Source organism: Streptosporangium saharense (assembly GCF_014203715.1).
GTDB lineage: Bacteria > Actinomycetota > Actinomycetes > Streptosporangiales > Streptosporangiaceae > Streptosporangium > Streptosporangium saharense.
This window is the reverse complement of sequence record NZ_JACHJP010000002.1, coordinates 481,753-495,981: the sequence shown is the minus strand read 5'-3', so window position 1 is coordinate 495,981 and position 14,229 is coordinate 481,753. Positions and strand designations below refer to the sequence as shown.

The following is a 14,229-nucleotide window of genomic DNA, read 5'->3' as shown; positions in this document are numbered from 1 at the left end:
GAGCTCCACCTTCACAGCTATCGAAACTAGTACGATCGTATTGAAAACGATAGTTTGATTTTTGAGCTTATGAGTGACGAGGGCATGAAAAATCGGCGGTAAGGGCGAAAAATCCGGATACGCGGCTACGCCGTACGAGGCCGTGCGATGGCCGTCATCAGCAGGCCGTCGGTCACCAGCCAGCGGCCGTCGAACCCCGTCAGCGGTCTGCCCTCGACCAGCGGCCCCTCGACGAGGAGGCGGGCGGTGAAGGTGCCCGAGGGGTCGAAGGTGACGTGGGCCTCCTCGAAGTCGAGCCAGCGCAGGGCCAGGGGATACCACGCCTTGTAGACGCTCTCCTTGGCGCTGAACAGCAGCCGGTCCCAGTGCACGTCCCCGTCGAGCTGTTGGAGTTCCTTGCGCTCCGCCTCAAGAGAGACGGCCCCGAGCACCCCCTGGGGAAGCGGCTCGTGGGGTTCGGCGTCGATGCCGACGGTCAGGGCCTCAAGAGAGACGGCCGCCGCGCGGTAGCCCGCGCAGTGGGTGATGGCGCCCGCCACCCCGCCCGGCCACGTGGGCGCCCCGCGCTCACCGGGCAGGATCGGCACGGGCGGCAGGCCGAGGCTGCCCAGCGCCTGTCTGGCGCAGTGGCGGGCGGTGGTGAACTCGCGCCGCCGCTTGCCGACCGCGCGGGCCACGACGGCCTCCTCCTCGGGGAACAGCGTGGCCTCAGGCGGGTCGTCGAAGGCCTCGGCGCTGGCCACCCAGGACGGCAGGATCCTGTCGATCACGAGGCCGTCCCGGGCGCGGGCAGGATCAGGCGCGGCCTGCCGGGCGGGGTGGGCCGGGGCCGCCACTCGCGGGGGTAGCCCAGCGAGACCTCCTCGAAGCGCACGCCGTCGTGCCAGGTCGTCCTGGGGATGTGCAGGTGGCCGTAGACGACCGCCGCCGCGTCGAAACGCAGGTGCCAGTCGGCGGTCAGCTCGGTGCCGCACCAGATCGCGAACTCCGGGTGCCGCAGGATCCTGGTCGGCTCCCGGACCAGCGGATAGTGGTTGACCAGCACCGTCGGCAGGCCGCCGGGGCGCTCGGCGAGCCTGCGCTCGGTCTCTGCGACCCTGGCCCGGCACCAGGCGGCGCGGGAGGGGAGCGGGTCGGGGTGCAGGAACATCTCGTCGGTGCACACCACGCCCTTCTCGTAGGCCAGGGCGAGCGCCTCCTCCTCGGTCGCCGCGCCCGGCACCCGGAAGGTGTAGTCGTAGAGCACGAACAGCGGGGCGACGGTCACCGGCCCGCCCGGCCCCTCCCACGTCGGATAGGGGTCCTCCGGCGTCACCACTCCCAGGTCCTGGCAGACCGTCACCAGGTGCCGGTAGCGTTCCTCGCCGCGCAACTGGACGGGGTCGCTGGGGTGGGTCCACAGCTCGTGGTTGCCCGGCACCCACACGACCTTCGCGAACCGCTCCGAGAGCAGGCGCAGCGCCCACTCGACGTCGGCGACCGCCTCGGAGACGTCCCCGGCGACCAGCAGCCAGTCGGAGGCGGAACTCGGCCGTAACTCCTCGACGATCCTGCGGTTCTCCTGGTATCCGATGTGCAGGTCGCTGATGGCCAGCAACGAGGTCATGCGTCTACCGTCCTCGGTGGTTCAGGGGTCTCCGGGGCCGGCCCCGATGCCAGGAAGATATCCGGAACCCCGGAGATCACCAAGAGCGGGTCGGTCAGGGCGGGTTCCCGGAGAGGGTGAGCGCGCGGTCGAGCAGGCCGGTCAGCCAGGTGTGCTCCCGGCCACCGCGCTGCTCCGGAGGAAAGGTGTTTAGTACGGCCCGCAGCCAGCACGCGGCGACCTCGGGCGCCGACTCCATGACCGCCTCCGCCGCGTGACCGAGGGCCGTCAGGTGCTCGTGCTCCCGGTGCGCGCGCCTCGGACGTGCCCGTTTACGGTGTGTGGTTGTCTCACAGGCGGTGCGGGTCCGCTCCCACCGCACCACCGACTTCTCGCCCGCCACGTCATCACCCGACCAGACCGGCTTCGCATTGTCAATATTACCTACCGATTTATAGGGTATATCCATGGCCCGCGGCTCCGGAATCTGGGGACCGGTGGGGTCATGCCCATGATCAGACCTTTACTCCGGTTTGCAGCGCCGGAGGTGTCGGCGCTGCGAACACGCAACGTAGCCTGGCGGCTACCGCAGACAACGGAGTGTTCACCCATGCCAGTGACATCTACCATGCATCCGGCTGTCGGCGCGGCCTTCCTCAGACGCGACCGCGCGGGTCGTGCCCTCGCCGCGGACTCCGAGCGCATCGCCCTGGCCTGCCGCGAGATGGCGCTGCGGTTCCGCCGCGGCGGGAAGCTGATCGTCTTCGGCAACGGCGCCTGCGGCACGGACGCGGCCCACCTCACCGCCGAGTTCATGCACCCGGTCATCGTCGGCAGGCGGACGCTGCCCGCCCTCGCGCTGAGCAACGACTGCGCGACCGTCACCGGGGTGAGCGGCCGCGAGGGACTCGCCGAGGTCTTCGCCCACCAGTTGCGCCGCTGGGCCGACCCGGCCGACATGGCGCTGGGGATCTCCCATGACGGCCGCTGCGAGAACGTGCTTCGGGGCCTGGAGACGGCCGAGGAACTCGGTCTGCTGACCGTCGCGCTCACCGGGGGCGACGGCGGGACCGTGGCGAGGCACGGCGTGGCCGACCACCTCCTGATCGCCGCCTCCGACGACCCCGCCGTGGTCAAGGAGGTCCACGTGACCCTCTGCCACCTGCTGTGGGAGCTGGTCCACGTGTTCTTCGAGAAGGCGGGCCCCGTGGGCGAGGGGATGCGATGAGCACGATCGAGGAGCCCACGGCCGGGACGGTGCCCGGCCTCTACCCCTTCCCCGTCCCCGGGCGGCGGATCGCCGCTCCCGCGCGGCCCGACCCCGGCGCGGCGCTGGCGGAGGCCCGCAGGTCGGCCGAGGAGAAGGCCGCCGAGATCGTACGGCTGCGCTGGCAGGTCGCCGAGGTCGCGGGCGACGAACTGGCCGAGTGCGCCCAGGAGATGGCCATCAGGTTCGCCGCGGGAGGCAGGCTGTTCGCCTTCGGCAACGGCGGCGGCAGCACCGACGCCCAGCAGGTCGCGACCGCCTTCCTGCACCCCTCCCACGGCCTCTCGCTGCCCGCGCTCTGCCTGACCAGCGACGTCGCGGTGCTCACCGCCCTGTCGAACGACGTGGGCTTCGACGTCGTCTTCGCGCGCCAGCTCGCCACGCTCGGGCGGCGCGGCGACATCGCCCTCGGCCTGTCGACGAGCGGCGGCTCCTTCAACGTCCTGCGGGCCCTGGAGGAGGCCGCGCACCTGGGCATGCTCACCATCGGCCTGACCGGGGACCAGGGCGGCAGGATGGCCGGTCTCGGCCTGCTCGACTATCTCTTCGTCATCCCGTCGTCGTCGGCGCACCGCGTCCAGGAGGCCCAGGCGACGGTCTACCACGTGCTGTGGGAGCTCACCCAGCGCGCGCTCGGAGTGAGCCCACCGGACACGGACTGAGGGCAGGCGGGAGGCGGCATGACGGCACGGACGGGACATGACGGCGCGAGCCCCTCCGGCGTGCCCGCGCGGATCGCCCGCAGGGTCGCCGACGCCGTGCTGTACCGGGACCGCTCGTGCGCCGCCCCCGGTGAGCGGCCGGGAACGCTGGTCCCGCCGGGCCGCCCCGAGGAGGAGGGAACCTCCTGGAGCCTGACCGAGTGCCTGCTCGAACGGGCGCAGGACGCCTCGGTCCACCTGTGCCTGCGCTTCCTGCACCTCAGGAGGTGCGGCGTCGAGCGCGCCGGGACCGGAGCCGGGGAGGGCACCTTCCTGTCCTGCGACGAGACGACCGAGCGCGAGGTGGGGGAGTCCTTCCCGCTGGCCGTACTGCTCGCCGGGGAGCGGACGGCGGAGGTGAACGTCCCCGGTGACCGTTTCACCGAGCGGATCCGCGGACCCCACGGCGCCTCCGAGGGACGGGTGATCTGCGAGCACCTGCCGCTGAACGCGACGCTCACCGCGAGCGCCGAGCGTCTCGCCGGGCCGTACGGGCTCATCCGGTTGCGTGTCCTGGTGCGCAACACCGCGCTCCTGGTCGGGCGGGAGGTCCCGGCGGAGTACGCGCTGGGGCGCTCGCTGCTCTCGGCGCACCTGATCGTCGAGACCGGCTGCGGGGGCTTCGTCTCGCTCGCCGATCCCCCCGAGTGGGCCGGGCCGTTCGCCCGCGCCTGCCGTAACGAGCACACCTGGCCCGCCCTGGTCGGCGAGCCGGGACACCGCGACGTGGTGCTTTCCTCACCCGTCGTCCTGCCCGACCATCCGGACGATCCCGCGCAGGCGGGGGACGAGGAGGCCATCGCGTGAGGAGCTTCACCCCGGGAGGGGACCTGCCAGGCCGCGTGCTCGTGGCGGCACTGGTCATGACAGCCGGTTGGGTCGTCTACCGGCTCCTGCCCGGCCTCGGGCGCCGGGCATGAGGGACGAGTACGGCGTCGCGGAGGAGATCCTCACCGCCCTTGAGGAGCGCGCCGGGGGCCGGAGGGTACGGCGGGCCAGGGTGCACGCGGGCGTCATGCTCAGGGTGACCGAGCGGGACCTCAACCGCGCCTTCGCCAGGGTCGCCGAAGGCTCGCTGGCCGAGGGGGCCAGGGTGGAGCTGTTCGTCGTCCCCGCGCAGCTCATCTGCCGCAGGTGCGGCCAGACGGCCGCGGCGTTCACCCCGCACACCGTCTGCGTCGAGTGTGACGGCACCGACGTCGAGACCGTGGGCGGCGACGACCTCTTCCTCGACTCCGTCCAGTTCCTGGAGTCCGCCCCGGCCGCGGGTCCCGTGGACGTGCCGGAACACGGTTGAGCACGCCAGGGTGTTTTATGGCCTTTTTTGCGACTTCTTGCGTGATGGAGTGATTTATTAACACGGAGCCCGGGGGATGGATCGTCAGGGAATGTGACGATCATGGCCCGTTCCGGCTCGCTCTCCGGCAGGCGCATCCGAACGCAGCCGCGACTGCGAAGTTACCCCCAACAAGGCAGAGGAGCGACGCCCATGGTCACCGTCACCCGCGAAACCGATCATCTCCGCGAGCGGATGAGCCGCTACCTGGACGAGTTCCTGGAGCGGGAGACAGCGAAACTGGCCTTCCTCGGCGAGGACCTCGACCTGTTGCGGGACACCCTGCTCGGTTTCGTCCGCCAGGGCGGCAAACGCCTCAGGCCGGCCTTCGTCCACTGGGGGCACCGGGCGGCGGGCGGCGAACCCGGGGACCCCGGAGACGAGGCCGTGCTCGCCGCGGGCTGCGCGGTCGAGCTCGTGCACGCGTGCGCGCTGATCCTCGACGACGTGATGGACGAGGCGGAGACCCGGCGGGGCAGGCCCGCCGTACACCTCGCGCTCGCCGAGCATCACGGCGGGCGGGACTGGCGGGGAGACGGGCGGCGCTTCGGGGAGTCGGCCGCGACCCTGTTCGGCATGCTCGCCTACACCTGGGCCGACGCGGCGCTGCTGCGCGCCGGACCCCACCTCACCGACGCGTTCGAGGTCTTCACCCGGATGAGGACCGAGGTCGTCGGCGGCCAGTATCTCGACCTCGCCTACGCGGCCAGGGGAGCGAGCGGCCCGGCCGAGGCCGCGCGGGTCGCGACATACAAGTCGGCCAAGTACACCATCGAGCATCCCCTGCACCTCGGCCACGCCGTCGCGGGCGGCGACCCGAGGCTGCGCGCTTCGCTCAGCGCCTACGCCCTGCCGCTCGGGGAGGCCTTCCAACTGCGCGACGACGTGCTCGGCGTCTTCGGCGACCCCGAGGTCACCGGCAAACCCGTCGGCGCCGACCTGCGCCAGGGCAAGCACACCTGGCTCACCGCGACGGCGAGAGAGCGGGCGGGCGGGTACGGCGCCGCGCTGCTCGACCACGTCCACGACGAGGCGGACGTCGCGGCGGCCAGACAGCTGATCGTCACCACGGGAGCCCTGGAGACCGCCGAGGAACGCATCACGGACCTGGTCTCCCTGGCCAGGACGGCCCTGGACGAGGCGGGCCTGTCCGCGGAGGTCGTGCGCGGGCTCGGCGAGCTGGCCGACCTGGCGACGCGGAGGCGGGCGTGAGCCCGGTCGTGGTCGTCGGCGCCGGGCTCGGCGGTCTCGCGGCGACGGTCAGGCTGGCCGCGGCGGGCAGGGACGTCACGCTCGTCGAGGCCAGGGACGTGCCGGGAGGCTGCTGCGGCTCCGTGAGCCTGGACGGCTACCGCTTCGACACGGGCCCCTCCGTGCTGACCATGCCGCGGGTGCTGGCCGACGTCTTCGCCGCGGCAGGGCACGACATGGAGAGCCTGCTGCCGCTGCGGCGCCTTGACCCCTACTACCGGCTGCGCTTCCACGACGGCTCCCACCTGGACATGGTCGCCGGACGGGAGGCCATGGCCGAACGGGTACGCGAGCTGTGCGGAGCGGCCGAGGCCGACAGGTACCTCCGCTTCCGGACGAGGCTCGGCGAGCTCTTCGCCGTCGAGTGGCGCGACTTCATCGACCGTGACGTGACACGGCTGCGGAGCCTGCTGCGCCCCCTCGCCCTGGCGAGGCTGGCCTCCCTGGGAGGTCTGCGACGCCTCGACCGGCTCGTCAAGGCTCATCTCACCGACCCCAGGCTGGTCAGGGCGCACACCTTCCAGTCCCTGTACGTGGGACTGTCCCCCCGCCAGGCTCTCGGCATCTACGCCGTGATCGCGCACATGGACACCGTCGGCGGCGTCTTCTTCCCCGCAGACGGCGGCATGCACGCCATCCCGCGGGCACTGGCCGACGTGGCGCGCAAGGCCGGGGCGAGCATCAGGTACGGCACGCGGGCCGTCAAGGTCGAGACCGGCCACGACGGGGTCCGCGCGGTACGGCTCGACACCGGCGAGCGCCTGCCCGCCCGGCACGTCGTGGTCGCCTGCGACCTGCCCGCCGCCCATCAGGGGCTGCTGCCGCCAGAGGCGGGGGACTGGCGCCTGCGCCGCCCCCGGTTCTCGCCCTCGTGCCTGGTCATGCACTTCGGCCTCGACCGGAGGCTGGCGGACCAGGCCCACCACACGCTGCACTTCGGCCGCGACTGGGACTCCGGCTTCTCCGCCCTGCGCGCGGGCAGGCCGCAGCCCGACCCCAGCCTGCTGGTCACCTACCCCGAGTCCGACTCCTCCGCCGCCCCCGAGGGCCACGCGACGCTCACCGTGCTGGAGCCGACCGCGAACCTGCGCGGCGACGGCGACTGGACCCGCCTGACCCCGTACCTGCGCGAACGGCTGCTCGGCAGACTGGCCGACCTCGGCTACGGCGACCTGTCACAGGACTGCCGGCTGACCTACGACCCGCCCGCCTGGGCCGGGCTCGGCCACTCGGCGGGCACCCCCTTCGCCCTGGACCACCGCCTCACCCAGACGGCCTGGTTCAGACCCGCGGGCGCGGCCGGACGTGTCCCCGGCCTGCACTTCGCCGGGATGCACACCGCCCCCGGCGTCGGCGTGCCACCGGTGCTGATCTCCGGCAGGCTGGCCGCCGAACGCATCCTGAGGACACCCCGATGACCCTGGCGCCTCCGGTGACGCTGACCACCAGCTACGAACTCTGCCGCAGGCTCAACGCCCGCCACGGCCGCTCCTACTACCTGGCGACCCGGCTGCTGCCGGCCTGGAAACGCCCCCACGTGCACGCCCTGTACGGCTTCGCGCGCCGCGCCGACGAGATCGTGGACTCCTTCACGATGACCGGGGACCGGGCCGCCGCGCTGGACGGCTTCGCCGTACGCACGGCCCACGCTCTCGCGGGCGCGCCCCAGGACGATCCGGTGCTTCCCGCGTTCGCGCAGACCGTGCGCTCGTTCGGCATCGACCACGGCGACGTCGAGGCGTTCCTCACCTCGATGCGCGCCGACCTGACCGTCAGCCGCTACGCCACCTACGACGACCTGCTCGGCTACATGGAGGGGTCGGCCGCGGTCGTCGGCACCATGATGCTGCCGGTCCTGGAGGCGCTGCCCGGCATGGCGGAACGGGCCCGCGAACCCGCCAGGCAGCTCGGGTTCGCCTTCCAGCTGACGAACTTCCTGCGTGACGTGTCCGAGGACCTGCGCCGTGGCCGGGTCTACCTGCCGCTTGAGGACCTGGAGAGGTTCGGGGTACGGGTCGCCGACCTGGGGCGGCCTACCTCGACCCGCGCCCTGCGCGAGCTGCTGGCCTTCGAGACCGAGCGGGCGCGCGAGCACTACGGACGCGCCGCCGAGGGGATCGACCTGCTCACCCCCTCCTCACGGCCGTGCGTCCGCGCCGCCCACGAGCTGTACGGCGAGATCCTCAGCCGTATCGAGGCGGCCCGCCACGACGTCCTCGGAGCCAGGGCGGTCGTGCCGCTGGGCCGCAGGCTGGCCGTCTTCACCCGGCACCTGTACGCGGCCTGCGTCGCGGACAGGGCCGAACGCCGGGTTCCCCAGGGAGGGCAAGATGTCTGATCCGGTGGCCGTCGACGCCATGGGCGGAGACCACGGCCCGGCCGAGACGGTCGGCGGCGCGGTCATGGCCAGCCGCGAGCACGGCGTCCCCGTCGTGCTCGTCGGCAGAGCCGGGGAGGTCCGCCGGCACCTGGCGCGCCACGACGCCCTCGGGGAGATCGACGTGGTGCACGCGCAGGAGGTGGTCCCGATGGACGAGCCGGGCGCGGCCGCCACCGAGGCCGCCTCAAGCCTGCGGATCGGCTGTGAACTGGTCGGGCGGGGCGACGCCTCGGCGTTCGTGTCCTCGGGCTCGACCGGGGCCGTCGTGGCGTGCGCGGTCCGCGGCATCGGCAGGGCGCCGGGCGTGCTCAGGCCCGCCCTGGCCGTCGCCCTGCCCTCGGTGACCGGTGGCGCGACCGTGCTGATCGACGCCGGGGCGACCGCCGACCCGGTGCCGGAGATGGTCGCCCAGTTCGCGGTGCTCGGCACCTCCTACGCCCGGCTGGTCCTCGGTGTGCCTGACCCGTCCGTCGGCCTGCTGTCGATCGGCTCGGAACCGGGAAAGGGGAACCGGGTGACCCGTGGGGCGGGGGAACTGCTGGCCGGCCTGCCCCTGCGCTTCCACGGCAACGTCGAGGGACACGACGTGCTGGCCGGGACCGTGGACGTGATCGTCACCGACGGGTTCACCGGCAACGTCGTGCTCAAGAACGTCGAGGGGACGGTGCGCGCGACGCTCACCCTGGTCGCGGAGGGGGGAATCGCCACCCCGGAGGCGCTGCGCGAGGTCGCCCGCCGCTACGACCCGGAGACCCACGGCGGGGCGGCGCTGCTCGGCCTGCGCGGCACCGTCGTCGTCGCGCACGGCGCGTCCGGGGCCGCGACGATCGCCCGGGCCTGCGTGGTCGCCCACGCCCTGGCGGACGGCGGCGTCACCGGCCTCCCCGAGGACCGGCCCGCCGCCGAGCCCGTCCGATGAGCTCAGGCGAGAGGGTCGGCGCCGTTCCAGGTCCCCTCACTGGCGTACGGCGTGAACCGGGCGAACAACTCCTCGGAGTACCACCGCCGTGCCCTGGTCCGCTCGATCACCTCCCGGTGCGCCCGTCCCCGGTAGGCGAAGTCCCGCACCGCGCCCGTGTCGCGCCACAGCGAGAACGTCGCCTGCCTGGCCAGCGGCCACTCGCCGACGCCGACGCAGGCCAGGCAGCCGTCCTGGCCCAGCAGGAGACGGTCGACGCGGGGCACGGACCGGTAGAACGCCACAAGCCGGGACGGCCGGATCGACGCCCGGGTGAGCACGGCCACCGGCCCGCCGCCCGCCGTGTCCTGCCCAGCCCTCTCCGGTGTGCCGGAGCCGAACGGCTCGACGCCACCCCACCTGCCACGCGAGGCCAGCGGGCTCAGCCGTACCTGCCATGCCTCCACGGCCCGCCCACGCCAGCGCGCCGCGATCGGGGAGGTCGCGAGGAAGGCGTCGAGGGCGGCCTCGTGCCGCCAGACCGCGAACAGCGCCCAGCGGCGCAGGTCCGCGCCCAGGCTCATCGACGCGCCACGGCCGGTGCCGAGCAGCCGCCAGAACACCAGCCCGTCGGTGCCCCTGAGTGACGGCCGGTCGAAGGCCATGTGACCGACAGCCCCCAGATCCGCATATCTGACGAGATGGAATGAGGCGATGACTCCCGAACCGCTCTGCGCGCTGGTGGCTCTCATCGGCGGCTACCTCCTGGGATCCGTGCCGGTCGCCGTACTGGTCGGGCGCAACCACGGCTTCGACCCCCGCGAGACGGGGGACCGCAATCCCGGCTTCTGGAACGTCATGCGGTGTCTCGGCTGGCGGGCCGCCGTGCCCGTCTTCGCGGGCGACACCCTCAAGGGCGTGCTCGCCGGAGGGCTGGCCCTGGCGGTGAGCGGCGCGCACACCACGGGGAACGGCGTGGTCACCGGCGGCAGCGTCGTGCCGGTGTATCTGGCGGTGGCCGCCGCGATGGCCGGGCACGCCTGGCCGGTGTTCGCCGGGTTCAGGGGCGGCAGGTCCGTCCTCACCTTCGTCGGCGGCGTCGCCGTGCTCTGCCCGCCGGCCTTCCTGCTGGGCGTCGTGGCCCTGGTCCTGACCGCGCTGCCCGCGCGTTCCTTCGCGGTCGGCGCCAGGGTCGGGGTCTTCTGCCTGCCGCTCTTCCAGGTGTTCTTCACCCCGCTCTGGCAGGTGGCCGCGACCGGGGCGCTGATGTGTCTCATCGGCCTTCGCTTCGGGCAGGCCGCCCGGTCCTCCCAGGCGCGCCGGGCGGCGGACGGTACGTGAGACCGCACGCCTCCACCTTGGGGTAGCGGCGGCCCCGCCACGAGCGCACGGGGCGCAGCGTCGCCTGCGTCAGCCGTACGGCCGTCAGCGGATCCAGCAGCGGAGAGAGCGGCACGCCGGGTCCCGGCGCGGTGTAGCTGCCACGCAACGCGCGGGCCAGCAGCGTCCGCGCGGCCAGCAGTCCCAGGTCGAGACGGGTCGGCCTGCCGGAGAGCAGCCGCAGGACGGGCAGGGCGGTCGTCAGCCAGACGACCGCCAGGTCGGCGGCCTGCCAGCCGGGCCCGGTGACGTCGCGCAGCGGCAGCGACCTGCCCCACTCACGCCACACCCCGGCGGCGGACTCGTGCATGTCCACCTCAAGCAGCCCGCCCGCGTCCAGGAAGGCGACAGCCCAGCCGTCCGCCGCGAGGAGCCTGGCCAGCGCCACGTCGTCGGTCATGTGCCCGCGCACCCTGCCGAACCCGTCCGCCTCCAGCATCGCCGTACGGCGGAAGGCCATGCACTGGCCGTTGGCCACGACCCGGTGGGCAGGCGGTGGCGTGGACGGCCCGATCGGGCCGAACCGGTAGACCAGCGTCGCCAGGAAGGAGGCGTGCAGTGCCTGTTCGGCGACCCCGTCGCAGACGAAGCGCGGACCCGCGCTGACCAGGTCGTGGCGCTCCAGGGCGGCGGTGAGCGCCCCGACCAGGCCGGGGGCGGGCCTGGTGTCCGCGTCGAGGGTCACCACGACGTCGTTGACCGCGGCCGTGACCCCCTGCCGCAGCGCCCACTGCTTGCCGACCCAGCCGGGGGGCGGCGGCGTGCCCGTGACGACCCTGGCGCCGAGCCCGGCCGCCAGGGCGGCGGTGCCGTCCCGTGACTCGTCGTCCACGACGACGACCTCGGCCACCGAGGGATCGGCCAGGAGCGCCTTCAGGCAGGGACCGATGCGCTCCTCCTCGTCGCGGGCCGGGACGACCACGGAGACCGGTACGTCCGTCGTCGCCGGGGCCAGCGGAGGCAGGCGGTCACGGCCGCGGGCGAGCCGTACCGCGACGGTGACCGCGGCCGCCGCCTGGAGCACGGTCAGCGCCCTCATCGGTCCTTCTCCAGGGGGAAGTCCTCCGCCACGAGCGAGGCCACGATGCGACCCCCCAGCGCCACCAGCGGCAGCCCGCCACCGGGATGCGCGGAACCGCCGACCAGGTAGAGGCCACGCCTGGGCCCCCTGTTGCCCGGCCGCCTGAAGGGGGCCAGCGGGCCGTCGTAGGCGCCACCGTAGATCGCCCCGCCCCACGCGCCGTAACGGTCCCGCAGGTCGGCGGGGGTGAACAGGTCGACGAAGCGCAGCCTCCCCGACAGGTCGTGACCACGCGCGGCCAGCCGTTCCAGAACCAGGTCCCGGTAGGCGGACGGCGACGTCGGCCACCGCAGCGGGTCGCGGGCGGGGACGTTGACCAGCATCACCCAGTTCTCCGCGCCGTCCGGTGCCTGCGACGGGTCGTCGACCGCCGAGCAGCCGACGTAGACGGTCGGGTCCTCCGGCGGCCTGCGCCGCTCGAAGATGTCGGCGAACTCCCGCCGGTAGTCGGCAGAGAAGACCACCGAGTGGTGCGCCAGCCCCTCGGTCCTGCCCTCGACACCGGCCAGCAGCAGGAACGCCGAGGACGACCTGCCGAGCCTGGCGATCCGCCGCAGCCGCCGCCGGTCAGGAAGGAGCCGCCCGTACAGCGCCGCCGCGTCGACGTTGGCGACCACCACGTCGGCCCGCTCACGTTCTCCCGAGGCGAGCCGTACCCCCAGGACACGTTCTGAGTCGGCGAGCACGTTGGTGACCCCGGTGCGCAGCGTCACCTCGACCCCGGCCTCCTCAAGCCGTGCCCGCAGGGCGTCCGCCAGGCGGGGCAGGCCGCCCCGCACGTACCAGCCGCCCTGCCCGTGCTCAAGGGCGGGGACGCACCCCAGCGCCGCCGGAGCCCGGTAGGGGCTCGACCCCGCGTAGGTCGCGTACCGCCCCGCGTACTGCCGCAGGCGCGGATCGGTGAAGAAACGCCTGGCCAGCCCGTCGAGCGTACGGCCAGGCGCGACCGCGAACAGGTCGGACAGCCGTGCCTCCGCGGGCGGCCGGGTGATCGGGCCCGCGAAGAACGCGCGGTGTGACGCCTCAAGGCAGGTCTGTCCCCAGCGGTGGAAGGCCAGCCAGTTCCGGCCCTCCCCAGGGGCGAGCCGTTCGACCTCCGCGGCCATGGCGCCGGGATCACGGCGGGCCGTCAGCACCGAGCCGTCGGCGAAGCGGTAGCGGCACAGTTCCCTGGGCTCGACGAGGTCGAGGCCGAGCTCGGCGAACAGACGCGGCATGGTCAGCAGCGACGGGCCGAGGGAGAAGGTGAAGCCGTCGCGCCGGTGCTCGGCCAGCTTGCCGCCGAGGCGGTCGAGCCGCTCGTACAGGCGCACCCGGTGCCCCCGCCCGGCCAGCAGCAGGGCGGAGACCATCCCGCCGACGCCGCCTCCCACCACGATCACGTCCGCCACGCGCGTCTCCTTCTTCCGATGCCCGCCCAGGCGGCCACGGCGAAGCACCCCATGCAGCCCCCTCCCACGACGGCCACCAGGGGATCGGGCGGGGTGAAGACCACCGCGAAGCCGACCGTCTCCATCAGGGTCATCGCGGTGTAGAGGGACACCAGTCCGGTGCTCGCCGGGGCGCCTCCCGCGGTGATCGCGTCGATCAGGACCATGACCAGCAGCGAGACCAGCAGCCAGCCGACGAAGTTGCTCAGCGGGACCCCGCGGTAGGGGCCGGGGACATGCCAGGTCCACAGGCCGAGCCGCGTCATCTGCGGGTCGAGGAACAGGTCCCAGGCGGTGAGCGCGCAGGCGCCGAGCACGATCCGCGTCACCCGGCCGCCCCTCAGGACCACCGTGGCGGCCAGGGCCGTCGCGTGCGCGGCCAGTCCCATGCCGCCCCAGGCGAGCGCCACGATTACGGGGACCCCGCCGAGCTGTGGCCGGAGAACGTCGGTGTAGCCGTAGTCGCCGAAAGGCAGCCCCGTCCTGACGCCGACCCACTCGGCGGCGTACCCCGCCGCGACCGCGACGCAGAGGGCCGCCGAAGCCCGGAACGGACCGTACGTCCCGACGGCGAAGGCCAGGGCGCAGACCGTGAGCAGCAGCACGATCAGGCCGGTCAGCCGGGCGGGCCGGGAGTCGAGACCGGACACGACCTGCGCCGTGACCATGGCGGCCAGCAGGATCCCGCCCGTCACATCCGGGAGGGACGGTCTGGCGCGCGGGGCGCCCCGGGCGCCCCGCGCGTCTGTCGTCGCGCCGGGACCCGGCCGTCCGCTGCTCATCTTCTCGCTGTGCCCCACGAACGGTCATTCGAGCGTTGCCCCCCGGTCAGATTCACTTTGGCCTCACCGGTGTCAGTCCTGCTCACCCCTGCTCTCACCGCGCTCTCACCGTGCGGGGGTGGCGCGCTGTGGGCGGGA

Annotated in this window: 16 protein-coding genes; 9 read left to right on the top strand and 7 right to left on the bottom strand. The window is 73.3% G+C overall.

Going from position 1 to position 14,229, the window contains the following annotated elements:
• Positions 1–125: 125 nt before the first annotated feature.
• From FHS44_RS11370 to FHS44_RS11360, 3 genes are all read right to left on the bottom strand, one after another.
• The gene (locus tag FHS44_RS11370) at positions 126–770 is read right to left on the bottom strand and encodes a 4'-phosphopantetheinyl transferase family protein (RefSeq protein WP_184713930.1); all 645 of its coding nucleotides are present in this window, start codon (positions 768–770) and stop codon (positions 126–128) included.
• Positions 767–1,606, bottom strand: a complete 840-nt coding sequence (locus FHS44_RS11365) for a metallophosphoesterase family protein (RefSeq protein WP_184713929.1) — start codon at positions 1,604–1,606, stop codon at positions 767–769. The genes FHS44_RS11370 and FHS44_RS11365 overlap by 4 nt, the downstream gene beginning before the upstream one ends.
• A gap of 94 nt (positions 1,607–1,700) precedes the next feature.
• The gene (locus tag FHS44_RS11360; RefSeq protein ID WP_184713928.1) at positions 1,701–1,988 is read right to left on the bottom strand and encodes a hypothetical protein; all 288 of its coding nucleotides are present in this window, start codon (positions 1,986–1,988) and stop codon (positions 1,701–1,703) included.
• A gap of 207 nt (positions 1,989–2,195) precedes the next feature.
• Here FHS44_RS11360 and FHS44_RS11355 point away from each other — a divergent pair, with 207 nt between their 5' ends.
• The 8 genes from FHS44_RS11355 to plsX all read left to right on the top strand — a co-directional run bounded on the left by FHS44_RS11355 (position 2,196) and on the right by plsX (position 9,439).
• Positions 2,196–2,813: a D-sedoheptulose-7-phosphate isomerase gene (locus FHS44_RS11355; protein WP_184713927.1), complete on the top strand. Its 618-nt coding sequence runs from the start codon at positions 2,196–2,198 to the stop codon at positions 2,811–2,813.
• Positions 2,810–3,514 (top strand): D-sedoheptulose-7-phosphate isomerase, encoded by a 705-nt coding sequence (locus tag FHS44_RS11350; protein ID WP_184713926.1) that lies wholly within the window; start codon positions 2,810–2,812, stop codon positions 3,512–3,514. The genes FHS44_RS11355 and FHS44_RS11350 overlap by 4 nt, the downstream gene beginning before the upstream one ends.
• An 18-nt stretch (positions 3,515–3,532) precedes the next feature.
• Positions 3,533–4,360, top strand: a complete 828-nt coding sequence (locus FHS44_RS11345; protein WP_184713925.1) for a hypothetical protein — start codon at positions 3,533–3,535, stop codon at positions 4,358–4,360.
• Positions 4,361–4,469: 109 nt separating this feature from the next.
• Entirely contained in the window at positions 4,470–4,850 is a 381-nt protein-coding gene (locus FHS44_RS11340; RefSeq protein ID WP_184713924.1) for a hydrogenase maturation nickel metallochaperone HypA, read from the top strand.
• Positions 4,851–5,042: 192 nt separating this feature from the next.
• Positions 5,043–6,101, top strand: a complete 1,059-nt coding sequence (locus tag FHS44_RS11335) for a polyprenyl synthetase family protein (RefSeq protein WP_184713923.1) — start codon at positions 5,043–5,045, stop codon at positions 6,099–6,101.
• Positions 6,098–7,558: a phytoene desaturase family protein gene (locus FHS44_RS11330; protein ID WP_184713922.1), complete on the top strand. Its 1,461-nt coding sequence runs from the start codon at positions 6,098–6,100 to the stop codon at positions 7,556–7,558. The genes FHS44_RS11335 and FHS44_RS11330 overlap by 4 nt, the downstream gene beginning before the upstream one ends.
• Positions 7,555–8,478 (top strand): phytoene/squalene synthase family protein, encoded by a 924-nt coding sequence (locus FHS44_RS11325; protein WP_184713921.1) that lies wholly within the window; start codon positions 7,555–7,557, stop codon positions 8,476–8,478. The genes FHS44_RS11330 and FHS44_RS11325 overlap by 4 nt, the downstream gene beginning before the upstream one ends.
• Positions 8,471–9,439, top strand: a complete 969-nt coding sequence (plsX, locus tag FHS44_RS11320; RefSeq protein WP_184713920.1) for a phosphate acyltransferase PlsX — start codon at positions 8,471–8,473, stop codon at positions 9,437–9,439. The genes FHS44_RS11325 and plsX overlap by 8 nt, the downstream gene beginning before the upstream one ends.
• Before the next feature lie 2 nt (positions 9,440–9,441).
• Here the strand turns inward: plsX and FHS44_RS11315 are convergent, their stop codons facing one another.
• Positions 9,442–10,083, bottom strand: coding sequence for a spheroidene monooxygenase (locus FHS44_RS11315; RefSeq protein ID WP_221460659.1), 642 nt, complete (start codon positions 10,081–10,083; stop codon positions 9,442–9,444).
• A gap of 49 nt (positions 10,084–10,132) precedes the next feature.
• Between FHS44_RS11315 and FHS44_RS11310 the strand changes: the two genes are divergently transcribed.
• Entirely contained in the window at positions 10,133–10,759 is a 627-nt protein-coding gene (locus FHS44_RS11310) for a glycerol-3-phosphate acyltransferase (protein ID WP_184713919.1), read from the top strand.
• Here FHS44_RS11310 and FHS44_RS11305 read toward each other — a convergent pair.
• The 3 genes from FHS44_RS11305 to FHS44_RS11295 are packed head-to-tail and all read right to left on the bottom strand — an operon-like array spanning position 10,692 to position 14,091.
• Positions 10,692–11,837, bottom strand: a complete 1,146-nt coding sequence (locus FHS44_RS11305) for a glycosyltransferase family 2 protein (protein WP_184713918.1) — start codon at positions 11,835–11,837, stop codon at positions 10,692–10,694. The two genes, FHS44_RS11310 and FHS44_RS11305, sit on opposite strands and share 68 nt — an antisense overlap.
• The gene (locus tag FHS44_RS11300; protein ID WP_312863612.1) at positions 11,834–13,270 is read right to left on the bottom strand and encodes a phytoene desaturase family protein; all 1,437 of its coding nucleotides are present in this window, start codon (positions 13,268–13,270) and stop codon (positions 11,834–11,836) included. Before FHS44_RS11300 ends, FHS44_RS11305 begins: the two co-directional genes overlap by 4 nt.
• Positions 13,258–14,091 (bottom strand): carotenoid biosynthesis protein, encoded by an 834-nt coding sequence (locus FHS44_RS11295; protein WP_221460658.1) that lies wholly within the window; start codon positions 14,089–14,091, stop codon positions 13,258–13,260. Before FHS44_RS11295 ends, FHS44_RS11300 begins: the two co-directional genes overlap by 13 nt.
• Between the last annotated feature and the right edge of the window lie 138 nt (positions 14,092–14,229).